Raw genomic sequence first — 14102 nt, 5'->3', positions numbered from 1 at the left:
ATGGCTGAGATTTCCAAGCGCAGGCGCATTTGGGGCTGGTGGTTCTTCGATTGGGCGAGCCAGCCGTTCCACACGCTGCTGGTGACTTTTGTCTTTGGCCCATTCTTTGCCGGGGTTGCAGCGCGGTATTATGCAAACACCGGTTTAGACTCTGATGCCGCAGCGGCGCAGGCGCAAACGGTCTGGGCGAATTGCCTGACCATCACCGGGCTGATCATTGCCTTTGGTGCGCCCTTGCTGGGGGCGATGGCGGATGTGTCGGGGCGGCGCATCCCGTGGATTTTCGGGTTCTCGGTATTGTACGCCGTGGGCTCTGCCGCGCTGTGGTACACGATGCCCGACGGGTCGAACATGTGGCTGATGCTGTCGGCCTTTGGTCTGGGCTTTGTGGGCGCGGAATATGCGTTGATCTTCATCAACTCTCAGCTGCCCGATCTGGGGGATGACGATGAGGTGGGCGAGATTTCGGGCTCGGGTTTTGCCTTCGGCTATTTCGGCGGTCTGATTTCACTGGCGATCATGCTGACGCTGTTTGTCGAACAGCCCAATGGCAAGACGCTGATCGGGATCGCTCCGATCCTCGGGCTGGATGCTGCAGCGCAAGAAGGCACGCGCTTTGTCGGACCGTTCACGGCAGGTTGGTTCATCCTGTTCATGGTGCCCTATTTCCTGTGGGTGCGGGACGATCCGAACACCCAGAAACAGGGCAGTGTCGGTCAGGCGCTACAGCTGCTGGGTAAATCCATCGCCGCGCTGCGCCACCGGGTCAGTCTGGCGACCTATCTGGGTTCGTCCATGTTCTACCGCGATGCGCTGAACGGGCTCTACAGCTTTGGCGGCGTATATGCTCGGCTGGTGCTGGAATGGGATCTGATCAAGATCGGCGTGTTCGGGATCGTCAGCGTTCTGGCCTCGGCCATCTTTGCGTGGATCGGCGGTAAGATGGATCGGAAATACGGCCCTAAACCGGTGATTTTGGTCGCGATCTGGGTGCTGATCTTTGTCTGCCTCACCGTGGTATTGATGGACCGGACTCAGATCTATGGCATATCGCTGCCCGAGGGTTCAAACCTGCCGGATGTGGTATTCTTTGGCTGTGGTGTGTTGATCGGCGGGATGGGCGGCGTTTTGCAATCCGCCAGCCGATCCATGATGGTACGTCATACGGATCCAGCAACCCCGGTCGAGAGCTTTGGTCTTTATGGTCTGTCGGGCCGGGCGACGGCATTCGCTGCACCGCTGCTGATCGGGATAGCCACAACAGTGACCGGCAGCGCAAGACTGGGGGTGTCACCGATCATTGGGTTGTTTATTCTGGGTCTATTCCTGATGCGCTGGGTGAAACCGGAAGGGGATCAGAGCAGATGATTTTATTACGTTTTCTGGCCGTTCTGGCCGCAATTACACTGGCAGGTGCGGCGGGGGCCCAACCCTTGGCCAAGCAGCTTTTCGGTGCGCAGAAAGCAGGTTCGCAACAAAAATCGGCCGCTTTCGGCAGTTATTCGCGCGGCTGTGCTGCCGGGTCGGTCCAACTGCCAGAAACAGGCCCCACATGGCAGGCCATGCGTCTGTCGCGCAATCGCAACTGGGGACATCCGCAGGCGATTGACTATGTGCAGGACCTTAGCCGGTTTGCGTCACGGCAGCCGGGGTGGAATGGTCTCTATGTCGGCGATATCAGCCAGCCGCGGGGCGGGCCAATGACCTCAGGCCATCGCAGCCATCAGTTGGGACTGGACATTGATATCTGGATGCTGCCGGGCGACAATATGCGCCTTTCCCGCAAGGCGCGCGAGAATATCTCGTCGATTTCCCTGCGCCGCGCCAACGGCGCCTATGTGAACGGCAACTGGACGAAACAACACCATGCCATTTTGCGTGAAGCAGCCAAGGACAAGCGCGTGGCGCGGATATTCGTCTTCCCCGGTGCCAAGGTCCAGATGTGCAACGATGAGAAAGGCAACAAGGCTTACTTACGCAAGATCAGGCCATGGTGGGGACATCACTATCATTTCCACGTGCGCCTGAAGTGCCCGCGCGGGTCCAGGGGTTGCGTCAATCAGGATGCACCTCCTAAAGGTGATGGATGTGCTGAGGCACAGCAATGGGTGCAAAATATCCTGAACCCACCGCCGCCCGACCCAAATGCGCCGGCCCCGAAAAAGCGGCGCGAGTATCGTCTGGCAGACCTGCCCCAACAATGCGCCGCAGTTTTACAGTCCAACTGATCGCCTTTGCGATGCTGGCTGGATCGGCCATGGCAGTGGACGTCAAATCGGCGACCTTCCTTGGCAGCTATCCATGGCGACACAATGCGAATTGGTTCGGCGGCTTTTCCGCCCTTCAGATCACTGAGGATGGCCGGCACATGACCGTCCTTAGCGACCGCGCGACTCTGGCCACGGCAAGGATCGCGCGCGAAGGTGACGCGATCACTGATATTCAGATCTTGGAAAAATGGCCGATTTTGTCCAGCAAAGGTCACAAGCTGCGCGGGCGTGCGGGCGATTCCGAAGGGATCGCATTTGCGCCGGATGGCAGTCTTTATATCTCGTTCGAAGGGATACATCGCGTCGCGCATTACCAAACGCCGCACTCGAAGGCGCGCGTCTTGGCGCGCCCCGGTGTTTTCCGGAACCTCGACCGCAACGGTTCGTTTGAGGCACTGGCGATTGATGAACAGGGGCGCCTGTATATCCTGACCGAGAAAAGCCGATCTGCGGAAGGCAACATTCTGGTCTATCGCTGGGACGGATCAGCTTGGTCAACGCCATTTACGCTGCAACCACGCGACGGGTTCCTGCCAGTTTCCGCCGATTTCGGGCCTGATGGGCGGCTCTATCTGCTTGAACGCCGGGTCTCGTTTATCGGTTTTGATACGCGGTTGCGAAGGTGGGAAATCAAAGATGATGTTCCGGGTTCCGAGGAAATTCTGATTGATACCGGCACCGGCACCCATGACAACCTCGAAGGTTTGTCAATCTGGCTGGATGGTCAGGGGCGGCTGCGGGCGACGATGATTTCGGATGACAACTTTCTGGCCCTGCAACGCACCGAACTGGTCGAATATCTGCTGCCCGATTGACAGTGCGGGGCCAAGGGTCTAAACGCACAGCTTGCCTTGGGATGAGCCCGAGGCCAAGTCGCCGCTACCTTGTCAAAACGGGCATCTGAAAATGCAACGCTCTTATATTCCCGGCATCATTGCCATGGCCGCCATTGTCGTGGCCTCAAACATTCTGGTTCAGTTCCTGATCTTTGACGGGCTGCTGACCTGGGGTGCTTTCACCTATCCACTGGCCTTTCTGGTCACAGATATCATGAACCGCGTCTATGGCGTGGCCTCGGCCCGCAAAGTCGTATTCGCAGGCTTTATCACCGGTATCATCTGCTCGCTGATCGGCAGCCAGATCATGCTGCAGGGTGATGGGTTCACCTACGCTGCCGTACCGCTGCGGATCGCAGTGGCCTCAGGCGCCGCTTTCCTGATCGCGCAACTGACCGACGTCACTGTATTCAACGCAATGCGCGGCGGCCGCTGGTGGCGCGCGCCGCTGGTTTCGACTTTGGTCGGATCGGCGCTGGACACCGCGATCTTCTTCACCCTAGCCTTCTCGGCCTCGGTCGCGTTTTTTGGCGCAAACGCTGACGCCGCGATCAACTGGGCGTGGGAGCCTGTGCCCTTCATGCTGTCCGGCCCGATGGCCCCGCTGTGGGTCACACTGGCCTTCGCGGACTGGCTGGTGAAGCTGTCACTGGCGCTGATCGCCCTGATCCCGTTCAAGGTGATCGTCGCCCGTCTGACCGCCGCACAGCCTGCGTAAAAAAGTTCTTTGAGAATGGCGCATCTTGTGTCAGGCTCATAGTTAACCGCAACAGATAGAAAAGGAGGTGATCCAGTGTCGAGAAAGAGATTGGAGAGAGGTGTCGGAACAACCGGGGGGATCGCCTGCTAGGGCAGCCCTTGGTGGGGCGCACGCCCCGGCTGGTCAACGGATCTAACCGACCCAACCTCCTGAACTTTCGAAGGGCCGTCCCGCCGGGGCGGCCCTTTTTGTTTCTGCGCAAGCCAAGTAAGGTCGCCCGCATGTTGCGCATCACTCATGATATCGCCCTGCAAGACTGGGAAACGACGGAAAGCTTTGTGCGGTCATCCGGCCCCGGCGGGCAGAACGTCAACAAGGTCTCAACCGCTGTGGAGTTGCGGTTCGAGGCTGCGCGGTCTCCGTCGCTGCCAGATCCGGTCAAGACCCGGCTGAAACGTCTGGCCGGTCGTCGCTGGACCAAGGATGGCGCGATCATCATCCAATGCGAGGAAACCCGCAGCCAGGCCCGCAACCGCGAGATCGCGCGCACCCGTCTGGTCGAACTGATCACCCGAGCATTGGTCAAACCCAAGCGCAGGATCACGACCAAGCCGACCTATGGATCGGTCAAACGGCGGCTTGCGGCGAAAAAGGCCCGCGGAGACGTCAAGGCGCTGCGGGGGAAAGTCTCGGAAGAATAATCTGGTAACTTCGCACGGCCTTGCTAGTCTGACCCCGGCAAGGGAGAGCAAGATCATGAGGTTAGAGGGCAAAACCGCAATCGTCACCGGTGGCGCGTCCGGTTTTGGCGCAGGCATCGCGCAGAAATTCCTGACCGAAGGCGCACGCGTGATGATTGCCGACATCAACGGCGATGCAGCGCAGGACATGGCCAATGGGCTTGGGCCCAATGCCTCAGCTCGACAGGTGGATGTCAGCGACGGTGCGTCTGTGCAGGCAATGGCGGACAGTGCTTACGCCGACTGGGACCATCTGGACATTCTTGTCAACAACGCGGGTGTCACCCACCTGCCGGCGCCCTTGGAACAGGTCAGCGAGGATGACTTTGACCGTGTTTTCAGTGTGAACATGAAATCCGTCTACCTCACCGCTCGCGCTATTGTCCCTCAGATGAAGGCCCGAGGCACCGGCGCGATCCTGAACGTGGCCTCAACTGCGGGCCTGTCCCCGCGCCCCAATCTCAATTGGTACAACGCGTCCAAAGGCTGGATGATCACCGCCACAAAAACCATGGCGGTCGAGCTTGCTCCCTCTGGCGTCCGTGTCAACGCCGTCTGCCCCGTCGCCGGAGAAACCCCACTACTCAAATCTTTCATGGGCGAAGACACGCCCGAGATTCGCTCCAAATTCCTGTCGACTATCCCGATTGGCCGCTTCTCAACCCCCGAAGACATGGCCAATGCCGCCTGCTTCCTGTGCTCGGACGAAGCCAGCATGATCACCGGCACAGCCCTTGAAGTGGACGGTGGTCGATGCATCTGACCCGCCCCTTCTTCTGTTCAAAAATACCTCCGCCGGAGGCAGCGCGCTCCTTTGCCCAACTTCAAAACCAACATGACCCCCGGACCTAGGAACCTCATTACCGATATCCCCGGTTTGAAGGTCGGCAACGCGCAGGACCAGCAGCTGAATTCCGGCACCACAGTCCTGACCGCAGATCATCCTTTCACCGCGTCGGTGCATGTCATGGGCGGTGCGCCCGGCACGCGCGAGACGGACCTGCTGGCTCCGGACAAGTCGGTCGACCGGGTGGACGCGATCGCGCTTTCCGGCGGCTCGGCCTTTGGGCTGGATGCCTGTTCTGGTGTCGCAGACGCGATGCGGGCCGAGGGGCGCGGGTTTGAGGTCGGCACGGCCATCGTTCCCATCGTCCCGGGTGCGATTCTGTTCGATTTGCTGAATGGTGGGGACAAGAGCTGGAGCGAAAACCCCTATCGTGGTCTTGGCAAAGCCGCCTACAGGGCGGCCTCACAGCAATTTGAATTGGGAACCGCCGGGGCCGGAACCGGGGCATTGGCTGCGATGCACAAGGGCGGGTTGGGCTCGGCTTCGCTGGTGCTTGAGGATGGCACAACCGTCGGAGCTCTGGTTGCGGCCAACCCGCTTGGCAGCGTGACGACACCTGGCGACCGCCATTTTTGGGCCGCCCCGTTCGAGATAGATGCCGAGTTCGGGGGCCTTGGACCAGACCCCAAATCGGGCCTTGGTCGCACCCATTCCAGCCGCAAGGCGCAGGTGATGCATTCCGCCCCGTCAGACCGCGCAAACACCACGATTGCCGTTGTCGCAACCGATGCAGCCTTGACCAAACCGCAATGCCAGAGGCTGGCGATGGCCGCCCATGACGGTATTTCCCGCGCCATCGTTCCCGCCCATACGCCGGGGGACGGGGACCTTGTTTTTGGCATCAGCACGGGCGTCCATACAGTCGCGCCCGAGACGCTGGCAATGATCGGTCATGCTGCCTCGGTCTGTCTGGCTCGGGCCATTGCGCGGGCCATCTTTCTGGCGACCCCCAGCGGGGGCGATCTTTTGCCCTGCTGGTCGCAAGGACATGACATAGGTTAAGGACGACCCGATCCAGCCTGTGTCACAGTGCCCGCGCGCGGCAATCTGCGCGTTGACTCTCTGCTGTGCCAGCGATCCATTCGGTGCAGCCAATTTGTATCGGAGCAAAAGCTATGAATCGTATCCTCGCCACCGCAATTGCCGGGCTACTGGCCCTGCCAGCTTATGCCGAAGGTGACGCCGAAGCCGGCAAGAAGGCCTTCAACAAATGCAAATCCTGCCACCAGATCGTCGACCCCGCGGGCGAAGTGATCGTCAAGGGTGGCAAGACCGGCCCGAACCTCTATGGTATCGCGGGTCGCACCGCCGGAACCGAAGAGGGCTTCAAGTACGGCGACAGCATCGTGGCCGCAGGTGAAAACGGTCTGGTCTGGGACGAGGAAACCTTTGTCGCTTACTCGCAGGACCCCAAGGCGTTCCTCAAGGATTATCTGGGCGAAACCTCAGCCAAGTCGAAAATGACCTTCAAGCTGAAGAAGGGTGGCGAGGACGTATACGCATATATCGTAAGTGTATCCGGCGAATAATCCGCCGCAGGCGATCTTGGACCAGATGCAAAAGGCCGCAGCCCCCCTGCGGCCTTTCGTGCGATTGAACCCAGGTCCGATCAGCGCCACTTTGGTGGAAAACCGGTGACGTGATCCGTACCGGATTTCCGACAGCAGGAGACGACAGATGGGCATCATGATCCCGGCTTGGGTTGAGGGTGAATTGACCCCCGTCGATAAGTTGGAAGCGCATGAAAAGGGCCTGAAGCACAAGGCGGTGTCGGTCTTTCTGGTGCGTGGTACCGAGATTTTGCTGCAGCGCAGGGCGCTGGGCAAATACCATACGCCTGGCCTATGGGCGAACACCTGCTGCACGCACCCCGAGTGGAAAGAAAGCGCCTCGGCCTGTGCAGTGCGGCGTCTGCGTGAAGAACTTGGGATCACGGGACTTTATCCCGAATATCGCCACCGGCTGGAATATCATGCGGATGTCGGCAACGGGCTGGTCGAGAACGAAGTCGTCGACGTCTTTCTCGCGCATGTGCGCGGTCCGCTGAAAATCGAGCCCAACCCGGACGAAGTGATGGAGATCCGCTGGATCGACTACCATGATCTTCTGGCCGAAGTGCAACGCCACCCCGCGCGCTTTACCCCCTGGCTCAAGATTTACCTGCACAATCACGCCGACACGATCTTTGGGCCAGACCTGATAATCTCGGCCAATTCCTAAGCCCATCTTGCAAGGCGCGCGCAAGCGGCATAGATCATCGCGTCATGGCCAAGCAGAAGACCGACCCGAATTACAAAGTTATCGCCGAGAACAGGCGTGCCCGTTTCGATTACGCGATCGAGGACGATATTGAGTGTGGCATCGTATTGGAAGGGTCCGAGGTCAAATCCCTGCGCGCGGGTGGATCGAACATTGCCGAAAGCTATGCCTCGGTCGATGAAGGCGAGCTGTGGCTGATCAACAGCTACATCGCGCCGTATGAGCAGGCCAAAGTTTTCAAGCACGACGAGCGTCGTCGTCGCAAGCTATTGGTCTCGCGGAAAGAACTGTCGAACTTGTGGAATGCGACCCAGCGCAAGGGAATGACGCTGGTGCCGCTGGTATTATATTTCAACCATAAGGGCCGCGCGAAGCTGAAGATTGGCATCGCCAAGGGTAAAAAGCTGCATGACAAGCGCGAAACACAGGCCAAGCGCGACTGGTCACGTCAAAAGCAGCGCTTGATGAAAGACCACAGTTAAAACGCCATGGCGGCCTGAACTGCCCGTTGCCAGCGCGCATAAGCAGCGTCGCGGTCGGCTTCGGCCATGGAAGGCTCAAACCGGCGGTCCAGATCCCATGTGCCGGCAAAGCCTGCCTGATCAGGGTAAACGCCCGCTTTCATTCCAGCGAGCCATGCAGCCCCCAAGGCGGTGGTTTCCTGCATCACCGGGCGGTCGACTGGCGCGCCAAGGATGTTGGACAAGCCTTGCATGGTCCAGTCCGATGCACTCATCCCGCCGTCAACGCGCAGAATGACATCAGCAGCGTCACCCCAGTCACCCTGCATCGCGTGCCACAAATCACGGGTTTGAAATGCGATGCTTTCCAACGTGGCGCGGGCGATCTCGGCCCGGCCCGAGTTGCGGGTCAGGCCGAACATTGCCCCCCGGCAATCCGGTTTCCAATAGGGCGCACCAAGGCCGGTAAAGGCCGGAACCAGAACCACATGCTGGGTCGGGTCGGCCTGCGCCGCCAGATCACCGCTTTCAGGTGCCGCCTCGATGATCTGAAGCGCATCACGCAGCCATTGAACGGCGGCCCCGGCGATAAAGATCGACCCTTCCAGCGCATAGGTCCGCTGACCATCCAGCTGATAGGCGATTGTTGTCAGCAAGCGGTTCCTGGATGCGACCGGCTGCGACCCGGTGTTCAGCAGCGCAAAGCAGCCCGTGCCATAGGTTGATTTCATCATCCCTGCGCTGAAACACGCCTGACCGATTGTTGCAGCCTGCTGATCGCCTGCCACGCCCAGAATGGGAATATTCCCCCCAATTAGAGTCGTATTTCCAAAATCAGACGCACAATCCTGCACCGTTGGCAGCATGGTCATTGGCACGTCGAGCAGTTCGCAAATCTCGGTACTCCATTCACCCTTGTGAATATCGAACAATAAGGTGCGGGCGGCGTTTGTGGCGTCCGTGGCGTGGACACGTCCCTCGGTCAGGCGCCAGATCAGGAAAGTATCGATGGTGCCGAACAGCAGGTTGCCCGCCGCGGCCTGCGCGCGGGCATCCGGGACGGTATCCAAAAGCCACTTGACCTTGGTTCCCGAGAAATAAGGATCCAGCAACAGGCCGGTTTGTGCGGTCACATCATCCTCACACCCGGCTTTGCGAAAGCGTTCGCAGATTTCGGCGGTACGGCGGTCTTGCCAGACGATGGCATTGTGTATCGGTTTGCCAGTGGTGCGGTCCCAGACAACGGTGGTTTCGCGCTGGTTGGTGATCCCGATACCTGCAATCTGATCAGCGCTTACACTGGTTGTTTCCAAAACCTCACGGCAAACGGTCAGGACGCTGTCCCAGATTTCTTCGGCATCATGCTCGACCCAGCCTTCCTGTGGAAAATGCTGCGTAAACTCGCGCTGCGCGGTGCCCGCGCGCTGCATCTGAGCATCAAACAGAATGGCGCGCGAGGATGTTGTGCCCTGATCAATTGCCAGAATATAGGTCATGTCTGCCCTCTTCCCCGTAACGTTTTGCGGGACTTTAGCGCAAACAGTCGCAATCCTTCCAGTGCAGAAATCAGGCCTGCGCGACCGGGATATTGTCGATCAAGCGAACATCATCGGTCCAGGCAGCGGCAAACAGACGGGCCGGACGGCTTGCGTGGCTCAGCGGGGCCAGGGTTTCCGCGCAACGCAGTTCGATATATTCGACCTCGCTGAACCCCGCGCTGAGCAAGGCGGTCTTTGCCTGTTCCACAAGCGGCGCAAGAGCGTCACCCGCGCCAAGGCGCTCGGCAATCTGGCGCATCGCGCGGTTCATATGCGCAGCGACCTCAAGCCCTGCTGGAGACAAGCGCAAATTGCGTGAGGACATGGCCAGCCCGGACGGCTCGCGTACAGTCTCGCAGCCCACAACTTCAATCGGGATATCCAGATCACGCGCCATGCGCTGGACGACAAGCAACTGTTGATAGTCTTTTTCCCCGAAATAGGCTTTGTTCGCCCGCGTTTGCAGGAACAGTTTTGCCACAACAGTTGCGACGCCATCGAAGTGGCCGGGACGTCCCGGCCCCTCCATCATATCAGTCAGTCCGGCGACGGATACGTTGGTTGCAAACCCTTGCGGATAGATCTCCTCGGGGTCTGGAACATACAATACATCCACACCAAAAGGGGCGAGCTTTGCGGCGTCGTCCGTTTCTGTCCGCGGGTATTTCGCCAGATCTTCAGGATTGTTGAACTGCTTGGGATTCACAAAGAGCGTCACGATCACGCGGTCGCATCCATCTTTGGCGGCGTCGACCAGAGACAGATGGCCCTGATGCAGGGCCCCCATCGTTGGAACAACGCCTATCGTTTCCCCGCTGCGGTGCCACTCAGCCGTTAGCGCGCGCAGATCGGTCAGACGGCGAAGAATAGGGGGTGTCATGATTTTGACCCTTTGACCGGGGGCTGATCCGAAAACACATGCTCGGCCGCCGGAAAGGCCCGGGCGCGGACGTCGGCCGCATATTCGGCGATTGCGGCCTCGGCCAATGGTCCAAGCTCGGCATATCGTTTGACGAATTTCGGTTTGAAAGCGGTGAAAAATCCGACCATGTCGTCGACCACAAGAATTTGCCCGTCGCAGCCTGCCGACGCACCAATGCCAATCGTCGGGATCGAAATATCGGCGGTGATCCGATCTGCCAAACCCTGTGGAACCTTCTCTAACACAACCGAAAATGCACCAGCATCTGCGATGGCGCGTGCATCGGCCAGTACCGTTTCGGCCTGATCATTCCGGCCCTGAACCTTGTATCCGCCCAGAGTGTTGATCGACTGCGGTGTCAGGCCGATATGCGCCATGACCGGAATGCCGCGCTTGACCAGAAAGCGGATGGTTTCGGCCATCTCGACGCCACCTTCCAGTTTAACTGCACCCGCGCCGGTTTCGGCCATCAGGCGCGCAGCGTTTCGGAAGGCTTCGGCAGGTTCGTGTTCATAGCTGGCAAAAGGCATATCGATGACCATCATCGCCTTGTCCAGACCCCGCGCAACGGCCTGCCCGTGCAGGATCATCATCTCCATCGTCACCCCAAGGGTCGAGGTCAGCCCGTGCAGCACCATACCGACGCTGTCGCCCACCAGGACGAAATCGCAATGGGCATCCATCAGCCGCGCCATCGGCGTGGTATAAGCAGTCAGGCTGACCAGAGGCTCGCCGCCTTTGCGGGCCCGAATATCTTCGGCATTTGGGGCAGATTTGCGGGCCGTGGCGCTCATGATCGCTCCTCCGGTGTTCATGTTGCAGCGCGGCATAGCAGATCAGAGCCAATCATAGAAACCCCGATTGCGCGAACATTTCCTTGATTGACCCGAGGTTTAAAGGGACATTGTTCTTTGTGCGGTCTTTAGAAAATGGGAAATCCAGATTTAACGGGGAGAGAATTCAATGCCACAACAACTGTTTCGGCCCTTTGTGTCGGCACTGGCGATCAGCGTCAGCCTGCTTGCGTCGCAGGCTTTGGCCAAATCTGATATAACCATTGGACTTCAACTTGAACCACCGCATCTCGACCCGACCAGCGCTGCGGCACAGGCCATCGATTCGGTTGTTTATACCAATATCTTCGAGGGTCTGACCCGTTTCATGGGCGACGGATCGGTGGTTCCGGGCCTTGCTGAAAGTTGGGAAATTTCCGAAGACGGAACTGTCTATACATTCAAGCTGCGCGACGGTGTGACCTTTCACGACGGCACGGCCATGGATGCCGAAGATGTCAAATTCAGTCTTGATCGTGCGACCGCAGAAGACAGTGCAAACGCGCAAAAGGCCCTGTTCGCCGGGATCGAAAGCGTCGAGGTTGTCGATCCGTTGACCGTGAAGATTACCCTGAAAGAGCCCAACGGGAACTTTCTGTTCAATCTGGCCTGGGGTGATGCGGTCATCGTCGCACCCGAGAGCATCGAGAACATCAAAACCAATCCGGTTGGCACCGGGGCGTTTACATTCGGCAACTGGGTTCAGGGTGACAGCATCACTCTGAACCGCAATCCAAACTACTGGGGCGATGAACCGGCGCTTGAGACGGCGACGTTCAAGTTTATCTCGGACCCGACCGCGGCATTTGCCGCCATGATGGCCGAAGATGTGGATGTTTTCGACAATTTCCCCGCCCCTGAAAACCTGCCGCAGTTCGATGCCGATCCGCGTTTCCAGGTGTTGGTTGGCACCACCGAAGGTGAAACGATCCTGTCGACAAATAACAAGCAGGCGCCGTTCGACGATATCCGTGTACGGCAGGCTTTGGCCCATGCGATTGATCGTCAGGCTATCATAGACGGGGCAATGTTCGGCTATGGCACACCCATCGGCACACATTTCGCGCCTCATCATCCGGCCTATGTCGATCTGACGGGTCAATCGGCCCATGATCCTGAAAAGGCCAAAACGCTGTTGGCGGATGCGGGCTTTGCAGATGGGTTTGAAACCACGCTTCACCTTCCACCGCCGTCCTACGCACGTCGTGGGGGTGAAATCGTTGCTGCACAACTTGCCGAGGTTGGGATCAAGGCCGAGATCATCAATGTCGAGTGGGCGCAATGGCTGGAATCGGTATTCAGGGGCAAGGATTTCGGCCTGACGATTGTCAGCCATACCGAGCCCATGGATATCGGGATCTATGCGCGGCCCGATTACTACTTTCAATATGAAAGCACGGACTTTCAGGCATTGATGGAGATGCTGAATGCGACCACTGATCCCGAAGAACGGGCCAACATATTGGGCGACGCGCAGCGACTGATCTCGAATGATTACGTCAATGGCTATCTGTTTCAACTTGCAAAACTGGGTGTGGCCAAAGCGGGTGTCCAGGGATTGTGGGAGAACGCCCCAACGGCAGCTATCGATTTGACGGCAATCAGTTGGAGCGAATAAAGCATCTCTGAAGAATGACGGAGACTGTAGGTGTTCAATCGTGCAATCACGGCGTTAGCCGTGACATCCTGCCTTGCGGGCGCGCCCGCAGCGACGGCAGATCAACCGCTGCAGCAAGCGGTTGATCTGTGGCTGCAGGGGGATGATCAGGAAAGCTTGCCGAAGTTGGCAGAGTTGGCGGCTGAAGGAAATCCCGAGGCGCGGCTGTTGCTGGCGCGAATTGAAACCAACGATCTTGGTCCATCGCCCTATCGGTACGCGCTGGACCGCGCGCAGTCGCGGGCGTTGTTTCGCTTTGCGGATGTCAGCACCTTTGGCCGATCCTGGCTGTTTGTCGAGGCTCAGACCGGGAACGAGCTTGCTCAGGCTCTGTTAAAGGCGAAACAGCCTGAACCAGACCTTGAGCTGATTGCCCGGCTCAACCGTTTGGGCGAACATCAGGCAACGGATCGTCCCACCCGGATCGTCGCGCTTTATGGCGATCAGGATCAGCGTGATGCGCTGACTGCCAATGAGGGAGTGATGGAGGAGCTTTTGCCCTATCTGTCCTATCTGTCCGGCAAGCCTGAGCGTCGCGCCGACGGATTGGCGGCACTGCGTCATATTCAGGACCGGCCGGTTGATACAACGGACCCCGACGCACAGGGCATGGCCGGGATGCTCGCCTTGGGCCTTGGATATGGCGATGCATCCCCGGAAAATGTGTGGCGGCCCGCTGTTGAAAGCTGGTTGATGTCGGACAGCTCGACCAAACCCATTGCCGATCTGTGCTCGGAACACTGCGCGGCTCAGGCCGGGGCCTGTGCTTTTGCGTTTATGGCTATCTCGGGTGGGTATTACGAAACGATCCGGTATGATAGCCCGCTTGAGACCGTCATCCCGCAAAATCAGTTTCTGGACAGCCCCCGCGCCCGTCTGATGGTGCTGCGACGCGCCGCTTTGGCGCGGACCGAGACCAATCAGGGCTGGTTGGCGGATTCACGAGAACTGGCCGAGATTTCAAGCTGTGCCGCTGATTTGATTCAGGTCGAACGCAGCAAGTATCGTTAACTCTGGACCGGGGGCCGTTGCGTCCCTA

15 protein-coding genes are annotated in these 14102 nt (G+C 58.8%); 12 read left to right on the top strand and 3 right to left on the bottom strand.

Annotation, left to right across the window (positions count from 1 at the left end; translation table 11 throughout):
• The 10 genes from ACR0FG_RS05225 to smpB all read left to right on the top strand — a co-directional run bounded on the left by ACR0FG_RS05225 (nucleotide 1) and on the right by smpB (nucleotide 8134).
• Nucleotides 1–1368, top strand: a complete 1368-nt coding sequence (locus ACR0FG_RS05225) for an MFS transporter (protein WP_480890834.1) — start codon at nucleotides 1–3, stop codon at nucleotides 1366–1368.
• Complete coding sequence (gene mepA, locus ACR0FG_RS05220) at nucleotides 1365–2228, top strand: penicillin-insensitive murein endopeptidase (RefSeq protein WP_480890832.1); 864 nt, start codon at nucleotides 1365–1367, stop codon at nucleotides 2226–2228. Before ACR0FG_RS05225 ends, mepA begins: the two co-directional genes overlap by 4 nt.
• Nucleotides 2201–3085 carry an esterase-like activity of phytase family protein gene (locus tag ACR0FG_RS05215; protein ID WP_480890829.1) on the top strand — a complete coding sequence of 295 codons (885 nt, stop codon included), beginning with the start codon at nucleotides 2201–2203 and terminating at the stop codon, nucleotides 3083–3085. Before mepA ends, ACR0FG_RS05215 begins: the two co-directional genes overlap by 28 nt.
• A 91-nt stretch (nucleotides 3086–3176) precedes the next feature.
• Nucleotides 3177–3824: a queuosine precursor transporter gene (locus ACR0FG_RS05210; RefSeq protein ID WP_480890827.1), complete on the top strand. Its 648-nt coding sequence runs from the start codon at nucleotides 3177–3179 to the stop codon at nucleotides 3822–3824.
• A 263-nt stretch (nucleotides 3825–4087) separates the two neighbouring features.
• Nucleotides 4088–4507: an alternative ribosome rescue aminoacyl-tRNA hydrolase ArfB gene (gene arfB, locus ACR0FG_RS05205; protein WP_480890824.1), complete on the top strand. Its 420-nt coding sequence runs from the start codon at nucleotides 4088–4090 to the stop codon at nucleotides 4505–4507.
• Nucleotides 4508–4562: 55 nt separating this feature from the next.
• Complete coding sequence (locus ACR0FG_RS05200; RefSeq protein ID WP_480890822.1) at nucleotides 4563–5309, top strand: SDR family oxidoreductase; 747 nt, start codon at nucleotides 4563–4565, stop codon at nucleotides 5307–5309.
• 72 nt (nucleotides 5310–5381) lie between these two features.
• On the top strand, nucleotides 5382–6395 hold the full coding sequence (locus ACR0FG_RS05195; RefSeq protein WP_480890819.1) for a P1 family peptidase: 1014 nt from the start codon (nucleotides 5382–5384) through the stop codon (nucleotides 6393–6395).
• Nucleotides 6396–6508: 113 nt separating this feature from the next.
• A complete protein-coding gene (locus tag ACR0FG_RS05190; protein ID WP_170712346.1) occupies nucleotides 6509–6922 on the top strand; it encodes a cytochrome c family protein in 414 nt (137 codons plus the stop codon).
• 148 nt (nucleotides 6923–7070) lie between these two features.
• Nucleotides 7071–7613 (top strand): isopentenyl-diphosphate Delta-isomerase, encoded by a 543-nt coding sequence (idi, locus tag ACR0FG_RS05185; RefSeq protein WP_170712348.1) that lies wholly within the window; start codon nucleotides 7071–7073, stop codon nucleotides 7611–7613.
• A 44-nt stretch (nucleotides 7614–7657) separates the two neighbouring features.
• Entirely contained in the window at nucleotides 7658–8134 is a 477-nt protein-coding gene (gene smpB / locus ACR0FG_RS05180) for an SsrA-binding protein SmpB (RefSeq protein ID WP_170712350.1), read from the top strand.
• Here smpB and glpK read toward each other — a convergent pair.
• The 3 genes from glpK to panB all read right to left on the bottom strand — a co-directional run bounded on the left by glpK (nucleotide 8131) and on the right by panB (nucleotide 11367).
• Nucleotides 8131–9609: a glycerol kinase GlpK gene (gene glpK, locus ACR0FG_RS05175; RefSeq protein ID WP_480890816.1), complete on the bottom strand. Its 1479-nt coding sequence runs from the start codon at nucleotides 9607–9609 to the stop codon at nucleotides 8131–8133. The two genes, smpB and glpK, sit on opposite strands and share 4 nt — an antisense overlap.
• A 70-nt stretch (nucleotides 9610–9679) precedes the next feature.
• The gene (gene panC / locus ACR0FG_RS05170; protein ID WP_480890814.1) at nucleotides 9680–10531 is read right to left on the bottom strand and encodes a pantoate--beta-alanine ligase; all 852 of its coding nucleotides are present in this window, start codon (nucleotides 10529–10531) and stop codon (nucleotides 9680–9682) included.
• Complete coding sequence (panB, locus tag ACR0FG_RS05165; RefSeq protein ID WP_170712356.1) at nucleotides 10528–11367, bottom strand: 3-methyl-2-oxobutanoate hydroxymethyltransferase; 840 nt, start codon at nucleotides 11365–11367, stop codon at nucleotides 10528–10530. Before panB ends, panC begins: the two co-directional genes overlap by 4 nt.
• Before the next feature lie 169 nt (nucleotides 11368–11536).
• Here panB and ACR0FG_RS05160 point away from each other — a divergent pair, with 169 nt between their 5' ends.
• Nucleotides 11537–13024: an ABC transporter substrate-binding protein gene (locus ACR0FG_RS05160; RefSeq protein WP_170712358.1), complete on the top strand. Its 1488-nt coding sequence runs from the start codon at nucleotides 11537–11539 to the stop codon at nucleotides 13022–13024.
• 30 nt (nucleotides 13025–13054) lie between these two features.
• A complete protein-coding gene (locus ACR0FG_RS05155; protein ID WP_480890812.1) occupies nucleotides 13055–14074 on the top strand; it encodes a hypothetical protein in 1020 nt (339 codons plus the stop codon).
• Nucleotides 14075–14102: the final 28 nt, after the last annotated feature.

This window comes from Ruegeria sp. E1 (genome assembly GCF_056534225.1).
The sequence above is the reverse complement of the archived record's forward strand: the minus strand, read 5'-3'. Positions and strand labels throughout refer to the sequence as shown.

Bases quoted from the DNA above. Each gene is read 5' to 3' on its own strand.
- idi (WP_170712348.1), top strand. From the start codon at position 7,071: ATGGGCATCATGATCCCGGCTTGGGTTGAGGGTGAATTGACCCCCGTC.
- ACR0FG_RS05225 (WP_480890834.1), top strand. From the start codon at position 1: ATGGCTGAGATTTCCAAGCGCAGGCGCATTTGGGGCTGGTGGTTCTTC.
- ACR0FG_RS05195 (WP_480890819.1), top strand. From the start codon at position 5,382: ATGACCCCCGGACCTAGGAACCTCATTACCGATATCCCCGGTTTGAAG.
- mepA (WP_480890832.1), top strand. From the start codon at position 1,365: ATGATTTTATTACGTTTTCTGGCCGTTCTGGCCGCAATTACACTGGCA.
- ACR0FG_RS05215 (WP_480890829.1), top strand. From the start codon at position 2,201: ATGCGCCGCAGTTTTACAGTCCAACTGATCGCCTTTGCGATGCTGGCT.
- ACR0FG_RS05200 (WP_480890822.1), top strand. From the start codon at position 4,563: ATGAGGTTAGAGGGCAAAACCGCAATCGTCACCGGTGGCGCGTCCGGT.
- glpK (WP_480890816.1), bottom strand. From the start codon at position 9,609: ATGACCTATATTCTGGCAATTGATCAGGGCACAACATCCTCGCGCGCC.
- panB (WP_170712356.1), bottom strand. From the start codon at position 11,367: ATGAGCGCCACGGCCCGCAAATCTGCCCCAAATGCCGAAGATATTCGG.
- panC (WP_480890814.1), bottom strand. From the start codon at position 10,531: ATGACACCCCCTATTCTTCGCCGTCTGACCGATCTGCGCGCGCTAACG.
- ACR0FG_RS05210 (WP_480890827.1), top strand. From the start codon at position 3,177: ATGCAACGCTCTTATATTCCCGGCATCATTGCCATGGCCGCCATTGTC.
- ACR0FG_RS05160 (WP_170712358.1), top strand. From the start codon at position 11,537: ATGCCACAACAACTGTTTCGGCCCTTTGTGTCGGCACTGGCGATCAGC.
- arfB (WP_480890824.1), top strand. From the start codon at position 4,088: ATGTTGCGCATCACTCATGATATCGCCCTGCAAGACTGGGAAACGACG.
- smpB (WP_170712350.1), top strand. From the start codon at position 7,658: ATGGCCAAGCAGAAGACCGACCCGAATTACAAAGTTATCGCCGAGAAC.
- ACR0FG_RS05190 (WP_170712346.1), top strand. From the start codon at position 6,509: ATGAATCGTATCCTCGCCACCGCAATTGCCGGGCTACTGGCCCTGCCA.